11 protein-coding genes are annotated in these 16,804 nt (G+C 35.4%); 6 read left to right on the top strand and 5 right to left on the bottom strand.

Going from position 1 to position 16,804, the window contains the following annotated elements:
• The first annotated feature begins 175 nt into the window (after positions 1-175).
• Positions 176-1,282 carry a fatty acid desaturase gene (locus EZY12_04635; GenBank protein ID QSX70513.1) on the top strand — a complete coding sequence of 369 codons (1,107 nt, stop codon included), beginning with the start codon at positions 176-178 and terminating at the stop codon, positions 1,280-1,282.
• Between the two features lie 34 nt (positions 1,283-1,316).
• On the opposite strand, the gene EZY12_04640 is transcribed toward EZY12_04635, so the two are convergent.
• Positions 1,317-1,598 carry a TMEM165/GDT1 family protein gene (locus tag EZY12_04640; protein QSX68969.1) on the bottom strand — a complete coding sequence of 94 codons (282 nt, stop codon included), beginning with the start codon at positions 1,596-1,598 and terminating at the stop codon, positions 1,317-1,319.
• 29 nt (positions 1,599-1,627) lie between these two features.
• A complete protein-coding gene (locus EZY12_04645; protein QSX68970.1) occupies positions 1,628-1,999 on the bottom strand; it encodes a TMEM165/GDT1 family protein in 372 nt (123 codons plus the stop codon).
• Positions 2,000-2,365: 366 nt separating this feature from the next.
• On the opposite strand from EZY12_04645, the gene EZY12_04650 reads away from it, so the two are divergent.
• Together EZY12_04650 and EZY12_04655 are read left to right on the top strand one after the other, a co-directional pair.
• A complete protein-coding gene (locus EZY12_04650) occupies positions 2,366-3,547 on the top strand; it encodes an ATP-binding protein (GenBank protein QSX70514.1) in 1,182 nt (393 codons plus the stop codon).
• Positions 3,544-4,275 carry a hypothetical protein gene (locus EZY12_04655; protein QSX68971.1) on the top strand — a complete coding sequence of 244 codons (732 nt, stop codon included), beginning with the start codon at positions 3,544-3,546 and terminating at the stop codon, positions 4,273-4,275. Before EZY12_04650 ends, EZY12_04655 begins: the two co-directional genes overlap by 4 nt.
• Positions 4,276-4,364: 89 nt before the next feature.
• On the opposite strand, the gene EZY12_04660 is transcribed toward EZY12_04655, so the two are convergent.
• Positions 4,365-4,715: a YkgJ family cysteine cluster protein gene (locus EZY12_04660; GenBank protein ID QSX68972.1), complete on the bottom strand. Its 351-nt coding sequence runs from the start codon at positions 4,713-4,715 to the stop codon at positions 4,365-4,367.
• A 167-nt stretch (positions 4,716-4,882) separates the two neighbouring features.
• Here EZY12_04660 and EZY12_04665 point away from each other — a divergent pair, with 167 nt between their 5' ends.
• Positions 4,883-5,002, top strand: coding sequence for a photosystem II reaction center protein Ycf12 (locus EZY12_04665; protein QSX68973.1), 120 nt, complete (start codon positions 4,883-4,885; stop codon positions 5,000-5,002).
• A 131-nt stretch (positions 5,003-5,133) separates the two neighbouring features.
• On the opposite strand, the gene recJ is transcribed toward EZY12_04665, so the two are convergent.
• Complete coding sequence (recJ, locus tag EZY12_04670; protein ID QSX68974.1) at positions 5,134-7,167, bottom strand: single-stranded-DNA-specific exonuclease RecJ; 2,034 nt, start codon at positions 7,165-7,167, stop codon at positions 5,134-5,136.
• A 264-nt stretch (positions 7,168-7,431) separates the two neighbouring features.
• Here recJ and EZY12_04675 point away from each other — a divergent pair, with 264 nt between their 5' ends.
• Positions 7,432-8,319 carry a hypothetical protein gene (locus EZY12_04675; GenBank protein ID QSX68975.1) on the top strand — a complete coding sequence of 296 codons (888 nt, stop codon included), beginning with the start codon at positions 7,432-7,434 and terminating at the stop codon, positions 8,317-8,319.
• Between the two features lie 325 nt (positions 8,320-8,644).
• On the opposite strand, the gene EZY12_04680 is transcribed toward EZY12_04675, so the two are convergent.
• A complete protein-coding gene (locus EZY12_04680; protein QSX68976.1) occupies positions 8,645-14,350 on the bottom strand; it encodes an alpha-2-macroglobulin family protein in 5,706 nt (1,901 codons plus the stop codon).
• Between the two features lie 112 nt (positions 14,351-14,462).
• On the opposite strand from EZY12_04680, the gene pbpC reads away from it, so the two are divergent.
• On the top strand, positions 14,463-16,793 hold the full coding sequence (pbpC, locus tag EZY12_04685; GenBank protein QSX68977.1) for a penicillin-binding protein 1C: 2,331 nt from the start codon (positions 14,463-14,465) through the stop codon (positions 16,791-16,793).
• Positions 16,794-16,804: the final 11 nt, after the last annotated feature.

Here is a 16,804-nt window from a genome sequence, read left to right on the forward strand (position 1 = left end):
ATGACTTACTCATAGTAAAATATTATACCTGATGATTTCAATAAAATTGACAAAAAAAAGGTTACAATATTAAACATAAACATTAATATTCTTTAAGCTTTTGGCAATTCCTACAGCGTTCACGGAGGGTCTCGAAGAGAGCGTGGCGATCACTATGCAGTTAGAGACTTCCATAATGGTTAAAAAGTCAGATTTTGTCTTAGCTCCCTACATGAAGAGCAACGACTTACGTGCCACGTATCAAATCCTAAATACAGTTATTCCTTATATTCTGTTATGGATTTTAGCAGTAAAAGCAGCAAAAGTTTCCTTTTATTTGCTGCCACCGATCATGGTGATGATCACACTGTTTTCACTACGTTGTTTTTCTTTAATGCACGATTGTGGGCATTATTCACTCTTTAGATCGAAACGGGTAAATAGAGTCGTAGGATTTATTTTGGGAGTAATGAATGGAATTCCTCAATATCCTTGGTCAAGAGGTCATGCCTATCATCATAAAACAAATGGTGATTGGGAAAAATATCGAGGGCCAGTTGCATTAGTCTCCACGGAGGAATTTAGTAAACTTAGTCCTGCTGCCCAAAAGCGGTATGAATTGCTAAGGCATCCACTTATGCTTTTTCCGGGCGGTTTTTTCTACCTAGCAATTAAGCCAAGACTAGCACTAATCGCCGGATTATATGGTTTTATAGGTCATTTACTGAATTGCATACAAGAAGATCCAAGTATGGATATCAAGAAAATCATTTACTCTTATAAATCTAAAAATTGGTACACAACGGGGGAATTTTTTGATCTCCTTTTCAACAATATTTGTGTAGTTAGTAGTTGGATTTATCTGGGTTATTTACTAGGATTTGGATTCTTCTTGAGCATTTACTCAATTACCCTCACCTTTGCAGCAGCAATTTTCATCTGTGTTTTCTTTGTCCAACACAACTTTGAGGGATCTTACGCCCATAAAACCGAAGGCTGGGATTATACGCTAGGAGCATTAAAAGGCAGTAGTTACTTAGAATTACCCACTGTTTTGAAATGGTTTTCAGCAGATATAGGCTACCACAATATCCACCATCTTTCTGAAAGAATACCTAATTACAATCTGGAAGCTTGCCACAATCAAAATATTCATTTACTGACGGATTCAAAAAAGTTGAAAATGGCAGATATTCCTGATTGTTTCCAATTTATTTTGTGGGATCCCTCCACGAGTTGTCCTGTATCAATTGCCTCATTTCATCAATCAATCTCTTGTGAAATTAGTCTTATATCATCATAGATAATTGATCTAATTTTCGGTTGTTTGCTGTCTCTTATTCTTCGTCACTGTTGGGTAATAAGAGACGAATAGCCAGGATGGCAAAACCCACAGCAGCGATCGCTTTTAAAATTCTTGTAGGTAAAAATTGCGATACTGCACCACCAGCTAATGCTCCCAGGAGACTAGTTAATAATAATGCTCCGGCTGTACCAAAAAATACTGCCTTTCGAGATTGTCCCCTCCCAGAAAGAGCGATCGCTGCTAATTGACTTTTATCACCCAATTCTGATAAAAATACGGTGACAAAACTTAGTCCTAAAAGATGCCAGTCCATAATTCCCCAGTTCCAAATATTTAAAAGTATTAACCTTGGATTACATCCCATACCAACATCAGCGAAATTAGCAGCAACATGACCCCGGCTGATTTCTCGACAGTTTTAGGGCTGAGTTTTGTAGATATCCAACCACCTAATAATACTCCCAGTAAACTAGTAGTAATTAATGCTGCCCCTGAACCAGCAAAAACCACCCAAGGGGCATGGGATTCTGCACTCATTAACAGGGTAGAAAGTTGGGTTTTATCACCAATTTCTGCCAGAAAGATCGTAATAAAAGTTGTCCCAAAGACCATAAATACGGATTCTTGGGGTTTATCCTTAACTATAGGCTGATTTAAATTGGTTTCAGTTACAGACAAGTCAGAAACGCTGACAGGTGGGGTATCAAGTTTCACAGGTATTAGTTTTGTCTCTAAGTTGTTTTCATATTCTTTTCATTTTCTCATATTGTTGTCATAAATTGCAACTTTAGTGAATTAAAAACCGACAGCTTGATCAAAGCGGATAATTTCCAAACTGCGATCGCTCTGCTTGTACTCGTTAATAAACAATATCACGCAACTAGTAGTATTTATTTTTCATATAAAGATTGTTGATGAGAATATGCGCTTAATTAATGATATTAAAAAGTAATCTAAAACAAAATCTCTGATCACAACTTTGAATGCTAAAATAACCCGATATAGAGTGAATGGAAGATATTCATGTCAGAAGTTCTTTTAGATTCTCTATATAATTGCTTGTTAAGAAAAGTAAGAAATATGAAAATACAGAGTTTTAAATTCAGTAACAATAAGCAAAATTGGCATATTGAGGAAGTTAAATTTGAGAATCTAAATTTACTTGTCGGTGGTTCTGGCGTTGGAAAGACAAGAATTTTAAAGGCACTTGACTTAATTTGTGATGTTGCAAAAGGTAGAAATCGCAATTTAGATGATTTGGAATGGAGTATTAATTTCTCTCATTTAGGACAAAATTATAGGTGGGAGTTAAAAAGTTCCTCACTCAAAGACGAAGAAATTATTCTAAATGTAAATGAGTCAGAACAGACCGAGATTGTTTATGAAAAATTAGTTCGATATGATGATGATTATGAACTGGAGATAGTTCTCCGCAATGATTCAGATTCAAAATTCAATAACAAAGATTTGCCTAAATTTAAAAGAACTGAAAGTGCAATTACTCTTCTTTCAGAAGAAGATTTGATTATTCCAGTAGTTGAAGCATTTGGGCGATTAATATTTAACTTTGAAACTGCTCAGAGCCAGAAATATATATTTACAGTTGACGCTGATCATAGACTTACTACAGTGTTTAATAAACTGGAAGAACTTTATAATAAAAATATTTTAAAGCGTTTCAATAAAAAACTTTTTGTACAATATTATACTGGTACTCCATCAGTTATAAAGGCTTTTTATTTGCAGAAATTTTTTCCTGAAATTTTTAATGAAATTAAAGAGCTTTACATTGATGTTTTTCCAGAAGTGAAAGATGTGAGAGTTAGTAGAGAGAGAAATCCAGATGTTGATTTTTTGCTAGTCTTTGAAATTCAAGAGAATGGTTTAGAAAACTGGATTCCTCAACAGCAAATTTCATCGGGGATGTTTCGTACTTTAATTTTTTTGGTTGAAGTAACTGCTGCTCCTGAAGAATCCGTGATTTTAATTGATGAATTTGAGAACAGTTTAGGAATTAACTGTATGTCTGAACTAACAGACTTTATCCTTGATAAATCCCCAGATGTACAGTTTATACTTACTAGCCATCATCCATATATTATCAATAATATTCCTTGGGAAACTTGGCAGATAGTGAGTAAATATGGAAACAAAGTCAGAGTTAGAAAATCTTTAAATATTCCAGAACTTAACACAGCTTCTAGTTTGGATAAGTTTACTCAATTAGTTAATTTACTTGATAGTGAGGAAGTGTCTGAGTGAATCTTTTATTTTTAGTAGAGGGGGGAAAGACTGAACCAAAGGTATATAAAGCATGGTTAAAACATTTATTTCCTAGCTTAACTTTTGTTGTCCGTCCTGAAGATATGATAATCAATACTTGTCGTATTATCGCAGGTGACGGTTATCCAAATATGGTTAGTAAACCTAAGCAATATCCAGGAGTTTCTCGACTTGAGGCTTGTCTAATGGATATAGAAAAATTTGGCAATGTAAATCATTTTTTTATATGTATTGACTCAGAGGAAAATTCTTATATTGATCGTTTTAATGAAGTTAAAAATAAACTTGATGTTTTAAAATCAGGCTACAATATAGATAGTTCAAAAACAGAAATTCATTTAATAATTCAGCATTGCTGTTTTGAAACATGGGCATTAGGTAATGCCGAAATTCCTCACGAATATAGTTCAATTGTAAGTTCTCCAGTTTTATCGGCGTTTCAGGCATATTACGATATTTTGGTAAATGATCCTGAAGAAATGTCCTCCTTTCCACCTGGACATATTTTTAGAACAAAAGCGAAATTTCATGAACGTTATCTAAAAGAATATCTCCAACAATTTGGTTTGTCCTACAGTAAAAAAGATCCAAAGGTTGTAGAGGGTAAAAAGTATCTAGATGCGTTAAAAAAGCGATGCGAATCAATGAATCATTTATCTAGCTTGAAATTATTGTTAGATATATGGGATCGCATAGAAACTTTGTAAGCAGTAGCAAAATTTAGGTACATGAAGATGAATCTCCCATTGATTACTGCGCTCAAAAACACAATGAGAGAATACCTGTTTGAATTAAATCAAAAACCCACAGCTTGATCAAAGCGAATTTGTTCCAAACTGCGATCGCCATAAACCCCCTCAATTTGCTGACGACAGCAATCAATAGCAAAATCGTTTACGTCCTCCGCTTCAATTCCATACATCTCCTCAAAAGTCTCTGTTTCCACACGACAGAAACGGGGACGGGTAGAGTAAATTTTACATTCCCGCGTGGTTTGGTCATAATTCACACACCATCCCCCCTCGCCTACCATACTGAGATAGAGTTCTAATTCAGGTGGTGAAAGATACTCTTCTAAATCGGGACGATCTGCTGGTGTCAGGTTACAGCACGCCCCACAATTAGAGATACATTGCCAAGTAGCCATATTTTTTACCCTCTAGTCTTTCTGCTATTCTACTTTTTTATGACTTTTTCTATAATTTTGTGAACTAAATTAAATTTTAGATCCCCCGAACAGATATGATAAGTTGCAGGTTTTGCCATTGAATTATTAAATCTTTATTAAACCATTAAAATCATTAGGAGGAAAAAATGGACATTTTAGCTAACATCAATTGGGAAGTTGTCTTACAGTTGACTTGTGTGGGACTAATTGTGGTTTCAGGCCCTATAGTAATCTTCGTTCTAGCATTTCGCAACGGCAACCTGTAAATTGGGTAGTAGTAGTGGGCGAATATAATTCACACCTACACAGGCAAAACCCACCTGCGTGGGTTAAAATTTATACTAGTCCACGCAGGTGGACTTTGTTTGTGTAGTAGTGACTTCTAGTCGCCCTGTATCTAACTTGATAAGGCTTGAATTGCAGTTTGCACAATTCCCTCATATATGGGTTGAGATAAGTTTATCTGTTCAGCATTTTCACGGTTGAAACCTAACAGACCAAATTTATCTTCTGGCCGCATCACTAAAACTTTACCTTCAGAATTTTTAACTCTTAATTCCGTACTGACACCATTTTCATAGATTCCGCAAGTATATTGACGCTGTTTGTATTCAAAACTAGCGCGTGGTGTCTTTAATGAATTACTGAAAAGTTCAATAACGTGATTTGGTAATTTTGCACCGACTAACTCCATTTCAATGGTAGTTTTGCCATTAAAGTTATTTTCCCGCAATTTATACGCAATATCTAATCTTGATGGTAAGGGAAAATAATCACCCCAACGCCATGCTATCCCTTTAATTTCCTGACGCTGATTGTCTATAGTTTGGGATACAGTTAATTTAATGTGACCTTTACCAACAATTTTCTGTTCAATCACTTGAATATTAGGAGTCCAAAAAATGGGATCTGAATTATCAATACCGCAGGGGTGAAGAATATTTAACTGTTGGAAAAGATCCTGATTAATGTCATGAATATTAATTTGAGTATCAATTTTTAAAAGAGGTTTAAGGTGTTGCAGTTCTAAACACTGATTTGCAAATTCAGATAACCGCAACCGCAACGCTGGTAAGTTTTTTGATGGGAAAGAGAATCCCCCCGCAGCTTTGTGTCCTCCAAATTTACCTAATAAATCCCGACAAGCATCTAAAGCCGCAAATATATTAAATTCAGGAATTCCCCGCGCTGAACCCCGAATTATCGTTTCGTCTTCATAAGTACCAATAAAAACAGGCACACCGTAACGTTCTAATAAACGGGAAGCAACAATACCAATTACACCATGATGCCAATTATCTTTGATAACAACTAATACCCGGTCTTTTTGTAAAGAATTTACATATAAATCTTCAACAAGATCAATTGCTTCTTTTTCAATTTCCTCACACATTTGTTGACGTTGAGTATTAGTTTGTTCGCATTGGATAGCTTTAGCCAAAGCAATGCTAAAATCATCAGTTGTGAGCAAATCTATCACAATTTGTGGATCACCAATTCTACCTATGGCATTAATTCGCGGTCCTAAGCGAAAACCAATATCTTCCGGTTTTAAAGATTTGGAACTTTGAGTTTTTTCTCCTTCACTAGCTTGAACTCCAGCAATTTGAATTAATGCTTGAACACCTGGTAAAGTAGATTTTGGTAATATATTTAAACCCCGTTTTACCCACCGACGATTCACACCAGTTAAAGGTGCTAAATCGGCAATAGTTCCTAAAGTAAATAAAGCTAACAGCGGCTGAACTAAACCTTTAAGTTCCCCTAACTGTTGTGCTAAACAAACCGCTAAGATATAAGCCACACCCACACCAGCTACACCCCGATAGGGAGAAGATTCAGCTATTAGTTTGGGGTTGAGAATTGCGTTAGCTGGGGGTAATATTTGGGGAATATCATGATGATCTGTGATGATAACTTTTAAACCCAATTCTCTAGCTTTGGTAATTGGTTCAACAGCAGAAATTCCGTTATCTACAGTGAGAATCAGTTTCACCCCTTCATTGTGAAATTCTTCAACAATGCGGTTATTGATGCCATAACCATCGTGCATTCGACTAGGAATAGCATAATCAACATCAGCACCTAAAGCGCGAAGACTGCGAAGTAGTAATGCGGTGCTAGTCATACCATCTGCATCATAATCTCCACAGATAGCAATTTTATCTTTATTAGCGATCGCAATTTCTAATAATTCCACACTAGCAGCTAAATCAGGAAATTCTTCTAGGGGAGAAGGTAAATTCAGAGATTCAGGATCTAAAAATATCTTGGCATCTTCTGGGGTTTTCATGCCCCGATTAATTAACAATTGGCTGATAATGGGGGAAATCTTGATTAAATTTGCTAATGTTAAACAGGCATCTGGATTTGTTGCTGCAATTTGCCAACGTTGATTGGGTAAGCGTCTAATAGATTGGTGATTGGTCATTGCTAATTTCCTGCTTTTTCCTTCTTTCTACTTTCAAAAATCAAATATGATTCCTATATTTATAATACTTAATTAAGTATTGGTAGGGTGCGTTAGGCATAGCCGTAACGCACATTAAGTTCGATTAATGGTGCGTTAGTGCCAGCGTAACGCACCCTACGTTCTACTATATAATATTTTGTTAACAATTCTTACTAAAAAATAGATAGTATTTTCATGTAGAATCAGCTTTGGTATAAATTTCAAACTACCAAGTGATTAACCATGAAGAATTGGCAGCATAAACTATTTTTAGGCTTACTTTGTTGTGCTTTTTTAGTTTTTGGATGGCAAAATAGGGTATTAGCTGAAGGAATAATTGGTCATAATGACCCCATAGCAAAAACCCAATTAGCACAATTGGATGTAACTCCAAACGTCTATGATTATCTTTTGCAATATCAACCCGAAGTTTATAATTCTCTGACAAAGACATTAGCAGATAGTATTGAAGATGCTAAACAACCACTTGCAGATGAAGTTGTTAATAATCTTCAGGCTTTATCTCCAAATAATCCACAAGTTAAATTGAGAGAAAATAATGGCAAAATAGAATATTTGATGTCAACTTGGAAATATACAAGTAATCCAAGTGCAGATTGGCCAATAGGTGCAAAAAAACTTTTACCTTATCAAACTTGGTTTACAGCAGTTCCACAAGTTCAACAATTTTGTCAGAAATATCAAGCTGTTGATGCTAATATTCCTGATAATGTTGAACTATCTTTGCGGTTACAACAGTATTTGGGTTTAATACTAAACAAGTATTCTACTAAAACCCATTTTGTCGAAATGTGGGTAAAAGCAGAGGATTTAATGCGACCATGTATTGATGGAGAAATTAACGATTCTAGTTGTAATCTTTTACCTATTCCTGTTCCTGATAGTAGTCCTGTGGTCAAGGCAATATACACCAATTCCTACACCAATGCTAAAAAGGAATATTATCCTTGGTCTGGTTTAGGCTATACCTATGATTGGGGAAATCCTCAAAGACCTCATGTCGGACCGAGTGAGTTTATTATTAACCCGACTCCAGAAAAGCCTGTAGAAGTGGAAGTTGTTTCGGTGACACCGACGCAAGAATACTGTAAGAATCAGGTTGTCCAGTAAGGTTTTTTTGTTAATAGCAAATATGTCTTTTGTAGGTTGGGTTAAGAGGTTGTTTGATAGCGAAGCGTGGCGTTAGCCATAAAGTATTAGATGAAACCAGTAATTTCCAAGAACCTAACCCCCCTACCCCCCTTCCCTACAAGGGAATGGGGATTTTAAAGCCTCTCTCCTTATAGGGGAGAGGTTTACAAGAGGGGTTAATTTATACCTTGAAAACTTTTAAAACACCCTCTAAGCGACAGCGTAATCCGAAAAAAGGATTTATAATTTTGGTTAACATGAGCGTCAACCCAACCTACGAAATTAGTGTATTGACATATAAAACTCACTTTTCCAAGATATTTAATGTAGAATCTGCACTACGTCCGAACTCTTCCGGTGCATATTGTAGATGTACTTCTGCACCTGGCCAAATGAATGTTCCTGGAGTCACAGAACGGACTAAATAATGTAAACTATAAACTCCCGCTTCGAGATGATTTGCATAGGAAATAATCCGATCTTTATGGATAGTTTTATATCCTAATTGCCAATTATCGGCTTTTGCTTGTAATGCTGGTGTTGCAGTTTGAAAACTATCATCTACAGCTTCAAAACCTGCGGGTAAGGGGTCTTTAATGACTACATGATCTACAGGATGATCTGTAATTACTTCTAAACCAATATCAAAAACTTGTCCAGGTTGTAAAGTCAATGGTTTATCTAAAGCATACATTCCAGTTTTTTGGATAACTTTCTCTTCATTAACTTTGCTAATTTCTCGTGTTACTCGTAAACCGTTGAATCTTCCTGGTTGATTTCCTTGCAAACGATATTTGTAAGCAACTAAATAATGTAATCTGTCTCTTCCAGATTTTTGTAAGAATAAATTATGATTACCTTGAGGTAATTTATTCATCGGTATATTTATTTGAAAACTGGGATTTTGATAATCATTAAAACGAGTTTCTCCTAATTTATTATTATCTAGCTTGACTGTAGCTAGAAAATTAGGTGGTGTGGGTTGGATTTGGCTATATTCAACCAATGCTGTGAGGGCTTGGGCGTTATTATAACTAGATTCCCATGTGCCATTTTTGCGAAGATTGAGAAGACTTTGCAGTAATTTATCAATGATTTCTGGGTTAGTTTTTTGGTCAATAAATAACCGTAAAGCTAGAGCCTGATTGCTAGTATTGGAACTCATCCAACTCCAACTTTTTGGTAAGCTTACAACTGCATTACGTCCGGTTTCATAAATATTCTTTTGCAACTGCACGCGCATGATTTGTGCCTCATTTCGCCATTCAGGAAACTGATATAAATATCTGGCTAATTTGATTTGAGTAACGAGATCAAAATCATTGCGTTGTTGATAAATATCTGATAGAAAACTATTGCGTTTATCTCCTAATTGTGCTAAGGACATTAAAGCATTTAGTTGCAGTTGAGATTTGCAGAGTTTTTGTTTACAAAAGTCGTATTGTCCAGGGTTCGCAAGCACATTTTGTAAATAAGTTTTCAGATTAGAGATGATTTTACTATCCACTAAACCAGGAAAACTTTGATTAGCTGTAACTAAAGATTCCACCGCGTCACTAGAAACCCAAGGATCTGATTTTTCTTGTCCGGGAAATGCTGCAAAACCACCGTCTGCTATTTGCAGTTTTTGTAATTGTGCTATTGCTAGTTTTGCTTGTGCTTGAGGATTGAATTCTGCGAATGTCTGATTATATTTTTGGGTAAGAGTTTGCAGATTTGCAGCAATTAATAATTGACTTGCGGCTGGTTCTGCAAATGGTAAATCATGATCTTCTAAAACTTGTTTTACAGGGGCTTTAATTGCGGGAATTAAGGTACTCGCTAATTGAATATCTAAACCTCCGGCTTCACGGAAGGTATTTTTAGCAATATTCAGCGGAATTTTTACCTGTCTTTCACTCACACCAGTTTCTACAACTTGTTCTGTAATTTCTAAAGGTTTGATTTCCAAAGGTACAGTAAACGCGTCAGCGATATTATTTAACTGTGTGGTAAATGTCATTTTTCCTTCTCCCACATTTCCCGCTACCATTGGGAAGCGATAAGCTTGGGTTGCTGACTCAGCTTTTGGTTGTAATGTTGTGATTTTAGGGTTATTTTCCGCGAAGTTAAGAGAACCGCTAACTTCACCATTAATACTGAGATTTCCGGTGTTTGTGGTGGTGTTAGTAACGGATAAACCTGCCAAAATGCGATCGCCTACTCTAGCAAATTGTGGCAGAATAGCATTAGTTATTAATGGCTTTGTCGTGATAAATGTCGCGTCACTATTACCAAACCGCAAATTTCCATCTGTAGCCACCACCATTATCCGCCATGTTGTTAAATTATCGGGTAATTTAAAGGTGATTTTCGCCTTACCATTTTCATCACTAATTATAGAGCCATTGTAATAAGCTAAAGCTTGAAAATCTTCACGAATCCGAGTATTTGCTAAAGCATTTGATAAACCACCACCATAACCCCAACCCTTGGGTAAACTTGTCGGTAATGGTGCTAATCTAACGTTAGCACGATTATCAATAAACCGAGTAGAAATGGGTTGTTCTGCATAAACAGTATCTACTAAATTTGGCGGACGATAACCAGTTAGTTGTAACACCGCTTCATTTACCACCATAACAGTAAATTGTCCTGTGGTGGGATTTCCTTGATCATCTTTTAATTCTAGTTCTACAGTTTCTTCCTTTCCCGGTTCTAAAGATTTTTCAACTGGATTAACTTGTACTTTCAGATATTTATCTTCTGTATTAATTTTAAAACTTGCAAAACCAATTTTGGCTAAATTTTCTAAACTTCCTGGTTCGACTTGATTAAGTGGTTTACCTTGTCTGACTAATACTGCTTCTACTGCTGCATTAGGTAACATTTCTGGCGTAATTGTAAACTGAATTTGGGGCGCACCACCTTTAATTTTGATCACTTTTTGATAGAGAGGTTTATCTTTAATGACTGCAAAATATAATTCTCCTTCTGGGTAGGGAGATTGAATTAAAGCTGTAGCGGTTTCCCCTGGTTTAAACTCTTTTTTATTTAATTTAACTTCTAACTTATCTTTTTCCTCTCCACCCCAAAATACTTGATTTTCTCCTGTTACCCACATTTGTAAATCTGTAGCTGTAATCTCATCTCTACTATCACTAAAATTCGCCCGAATCCGATATGAACCGGATACCCTAGGTTTCAAATTCACTATTTTAGGACTATTCGCAGATGTAATTTCTGTTTGAGAAACTGTCTGATATTCAACTTGATTTTTGGGAGTTTTACTACCTTCAACAATTTTGGTGACACTACTATATTTCATCTGTTGTAATTCCAGATTTACCCGTTGATTTTCGAGAATTTTTCCAGTTGCGTCAGTGACAATCAATTCTAGAGGAAAATCCTGACCAGCGTCAGCCACAAAATTACTTTTTAAACCAATTAATCGGTTACTGGGTAAAGCGGTAAAAGTTTGGGAATTAGCAACAGATAAATTAGAAACATCACTAATTTGCACATCTACCCGGTAAGTCATAGGGTAAGGTAAATCTTTAGCAACGGTTAAAGTTTGACTACTTTTACCATTAGTATCTAATTTAGTGTTAGTTTGTAAGACATCATTAGGAACATTGGGACTTTCTTCTGGCCAAAACCATTGTCTCCCAAAATTAAATGCTTTCCAACCTTTAGGAATAAAATTAGCTTGTTGACGAGTGACAAAATATTTAGCTTCTCCCCCTTCTACAGGAGAACCAAATAAATAATTACTTCCTACTTGGGCATCAATTTTATCATCAATCAAGGCAAATTCTTTATTTAGTTTTAAATCAACTTTAAAATTAGGTGGTTTAAATTCGGCTACCCGAAACTCTCCAGAAATTTCCTGTCCATTTTTACCTTTAGCTTTGATAGTATAAAATCCTAAAGGCTGATTTTTAGAAATTGGCAACTCTAAAGAAAATGTACTAAATTCATTAGTTGTCTTTGTTCCTAAATCTGTATTTTGTTCATTAGGATTGACTAAGGTTATTTGATAAATTGAATTTTTATCCTCTTGAATTTTACCTTTATCTAAATAATCTGCAAAAGCAGTAAAAGCGGCTTTTTCTCCTGGTTGATATAACTTCCTGTCAGAAAAGATTATGCCTCTTGATTCTGGTTTATCAGTTACCCAACCTGCGTCAATTCCATAACCATAAGTGCCACTATATTCTTCCGTTCTTGCAAATGCCCAATCTTGATTTTCACTAGCAATTACTAATAATTGTGGTAGGCTGGAATTAGATTGAGGATAACATTGTTTTAATTGATTATTTTGAATTATCAAAGTTCCCTGTTCATCAGTTTTTCCGGTTGCACAAGGTACAGATTGAGGACGAGATTTTTCAGATAATTTTGATTGATAAATTTCAATATTTGCCGCTTTAACTGGGGAACCATTACTCAAATGATGAACCCGAATTAAACCTAACTCTGGAAACCATTGAGAAAAAACACCTAAATTGGTTAATTGTACCATGCCATAAGTTGTTGGTTCTCTCCATAATTGTTTACCGTCTTCTTGATATTTATGAGTCCGTGCTTGCACTCCATAAGCTAACATTCCCTGACTATTACCTAACTTTTCTTTCAGGGGAACATTGATATTGATTGACTGATTTTGCTTACCTCTAATTTGGAAATCTTGCCATTTAGCAGGTTGGGGTAATAAATCACTAGCATTATTTATATAAACTAAATCTGTAGGCTTAATAATCTGATAAGCTGCTTGGTATTTTGAATCTGGTAAATTAATTGCATCAATATTAATTTGCAAATCTTTATCCGTCGGAAAAATATTAAAATCTGATGGTGCAGAAATATTCCCAGCAATATCACCAGTATCATATTTAATTGTTATTGGTTTACCTAAAGTTTGTCCAAATTTATCTTGAAGATTTCTCTCAATATTAATTGTATAAGTAGTAGCTGGTTCTAAAGCATAAGGATTAATGCTAATAATTCTATCTGCTTCCGAAATTTGCAGGACATTATCAATATTTTTCGGTGTTGGCTTAATTTTAATATTTTCCTTAACCGAATCTGCTAATAAAATATTATTAAATTCTAATTGGGGACTACCTTTAATAAATCTGCCATAAGTACCTCCTGAATCTGGTTCTCCATAAGCTTTAATTCCCACAAATCCCAAGGGGGAATAGGTTGCTAATTTACTGATAAATTCTTTTTCACTGGGTAAATTGCCATTAGCAGGAAGAAGACCAGGAGAAAAAGTTAAACGGTAAGATGTGGCTTTTTCTAGATTTTGCCCAGGAGTAAGATTATAAACCCAATTTCGGACAGAAGCATCAAATTTTTTTAAAGGATCTAAACTTTCTGGTGTTTCTTCCTTCGCTAATTCCACCTTGAAACTTACACCTTGCTTTTTACCTTCAGGAATTAACTGTAAATGCTTTTGTACAGAATCTAAATCTAATTCTAAATTAGAGGTAAATTGTAACTTAGGTTGTAAATCAATCGGTTCAACTTCCGCTTTTTCAATCGGGTTAACACCTGGTAAATTAGTAATTTGAATAGCTTCAGTATTAAAAGTCCAAGCAAAATCTTGATTTAACCGATGATTTTTTAAATCAGCTAAACCCTTTTTAAGAGTAATCTTAACTCGCGTCGCTTTAGGTATAGCCTTATCAGCTTGAAACCCCACCATACGCGGAGTTAAAAACCGAAATTGTCCAGGCAAAGGAGGCCAAATGACAAATTTAGTTAATAAATTTTGCTGTTGGGGACTATCAAGACTTTCAACAGGAATTAAAGCCTCCTTAAAGCGAATACGAATTTGATTATTAGTTTTTGCATCTCCCAAAGGGCTAATCTGTTCTATCCAGTCTGGTAATTTTGGCGTTATTAGCGACTCCACAACTGGTAACTTTTCCTTACCTGATTGAATACCAATAAAATTACAACCTGATATTCCTAATATGAGAGTGGCAATAACAAGGAACTTAAAAACTTTTTTGATCTTCATAATATTAAATAAATGCAAAAAATATCAGCAGTAATTAGCTACTGTGTATATAGATAACCAATCTAATTTGACAATTTCCAAAAAAGTATACAATTCTTAACATTACATTGTTATGAAATTACCAACACGTCTCCTAAAATCTCTCACTCTCTGTGTCTTAGCTTCTCTGCGTCAGATAAAAGCATCTAAAATAAATAAAATTATTTTTTCTTTTATCTTGATCTCTTTCTTAGTGCGATTATGCCCTTATTTTGCACCTATTCATAGTATAGATATTGCCCAGCATCAATTAGCAATAGAGTTTACAGATCGTAATAATTTACCATTAGGAACTGTACTAACAAGTGATCAAGAAAGTACATCAGTTGTGAAATTAAATCAAGTTTCACCTCAATTTATCAAAGCAATATTAGCGGCTGAAGATGGTAGCTTTTATCAACATGGCGCATTAGATTTTAAAGCGATTTTCCGGGCTATAAAAACAGCTATTGAAACCAAAAAAATTGTTTCCGGTGCTTCCACAATTACGATGCAATTGGCGAGAATGTTAGATAATTCTCCGCGTACCGTAAATGCAAAATTAAAAGAAATTTGGTTATCTTGGCGATTAGCTGCGGGAATGACTAAAGATGAAATTCTCGCTGCTTATATTAATCGTCTCCCCATGGGGGGAAATATTTATGGAGTGGAAGCTGCGGCGCGAATTTACTTTTCTATTCCTGCAAGTGATTTAAACTTAGCTCAAGCTTCTATTTTAGCAGCAATTCCGAATAATCCCACTTATTTTAATCCTTATCAATATCAAGAAAGATTACAACAAAGACAGAAATATGTTTTAAACAGAATGGTACAAGAAAAATATATTTTTGAGGCAGACGCACAACTTATATTCAACGAGAAAATTATATTTAAACCCCGTCAACAGGGAATTATTGCTGCACCACATTTTTTATTTTGGTTAGCAACAAAAAACAATCCATTTAGCAAAGAATCATCACCTATTCGCACAACAATAAATCGCCCTTTACAGCAATTTGTGGAAGCACAAGTAAAACAAGTAATTGCTTCTTTAAAAGCTAATAATGTCCATGATGCAGCAGCGGTGATAATTGACAACTCCTCTGGGGAGGTTTTAAGTTATGTCGGTTCGCCTGATTATTTTAATGATGTGCAATTAGGAAGAAATGATGGAGTCCAAGCTTTGCGTCAACCAGGTTCTACTTTAAAGCCATTTGTTTATGAATTAGCTTTAGAAAAAGGAGTAATTAGTCCTCATAGTATTTTGCCAGATGTGCCTACTCATTATGCAATTCCAGGAGCAAAATTATATAGTCCCACAGATTATACTAACAGCTTTCTTGGTCCTGTTAGAGTCAGAGTTGCCTTAGCAAATTCTTTAAATGTACCTGCTGTAAAAGTATTAGAAAAAGTGGGTGTAGAAACTTTTCTGAATCGGTTGCATGAGTTAGGATTTGCACATCTCAATCAAGGTGCTGAATATTACGGTTTAGGTTTGATTTTGGGAAGTGGTGAAGTGAATTTATGGGAACTCGCTAGGGCTTATTTAACTATGGCTAATGTGGGAAAAAATATACCATTAGTAACTGTCTTGAATAGTTCTCAAATTTCCGGTTCTCAAATTTCAGTTTCCAGTCATTGGCAATTAATTATTGATATGTTAAGCGATCGCTATGCCAGATCAACAGCTTTTGGTGTAGACTCAGTGTTAAATTTGCCCTTTCCCGTCGCTGTTAAAACTGGCACTTCTTCAAATTATCGTGATACCTGGACAGTTGGCTTTAGCAGTGATTATACAGTAGCTACTTGGGTAGGTAATTTCAATGGTGAAGCCATGCGTCAGGTTTCCGGTGTCACAGGGGCTGCACCCTTGTGGAACAGAATCATGTTACATTTGCATGAACATCAAACACCCGCTGATTTTTTACTTCCAGAGGGCATGGTAAAATTACCAATCTGTGCGACTACAGGGTTAAAACCTACACCTAATTGTACTTCAGTAGTCCAGGAATACTTCTCTTTAAAAGATAAAAATGCTTATGGAAAATCTACGGATTTCCATTTATCACCTGTGTATGATGAATGGTTAGCAAAACAACCACAATTGCATTTTAATCCTGATAAGTTCCAAATTATATCTCCTCATGATGGGGATTTATTCCTGTTGTATCCCGGTGAAAAAGAACAGCAAAAACTAGAATTTAAAACTAGTGGAACATTAAATCAGCCTGTGGACTGGTGGCTAAATGGTCAGCATTTATCTACAAAATCAACTAATGGAATATTTTGGCATTTACGCCCTGGTAATTGGAAGTTAGAAGCTAGAAGTGGTAAGCTACACAACCAAATAAACTTTCAAGTCAAGTTAGGAAAAATTCAACCTAAAAAAACAGGCTTTTCTGTAGCAAATCCCACCAAAGAATAGAATATTATGGG

It is taken from the genome of Dolichospermum sp. DET69, from assembly GCA_017355425.1.
In the GTDB taxonomy this organism is placed as follows: Bacteria; Cyanobacteriota; Cyanobacteriia; order Cyanobacteriales; family Nostocaceae; genus Dolichospermum.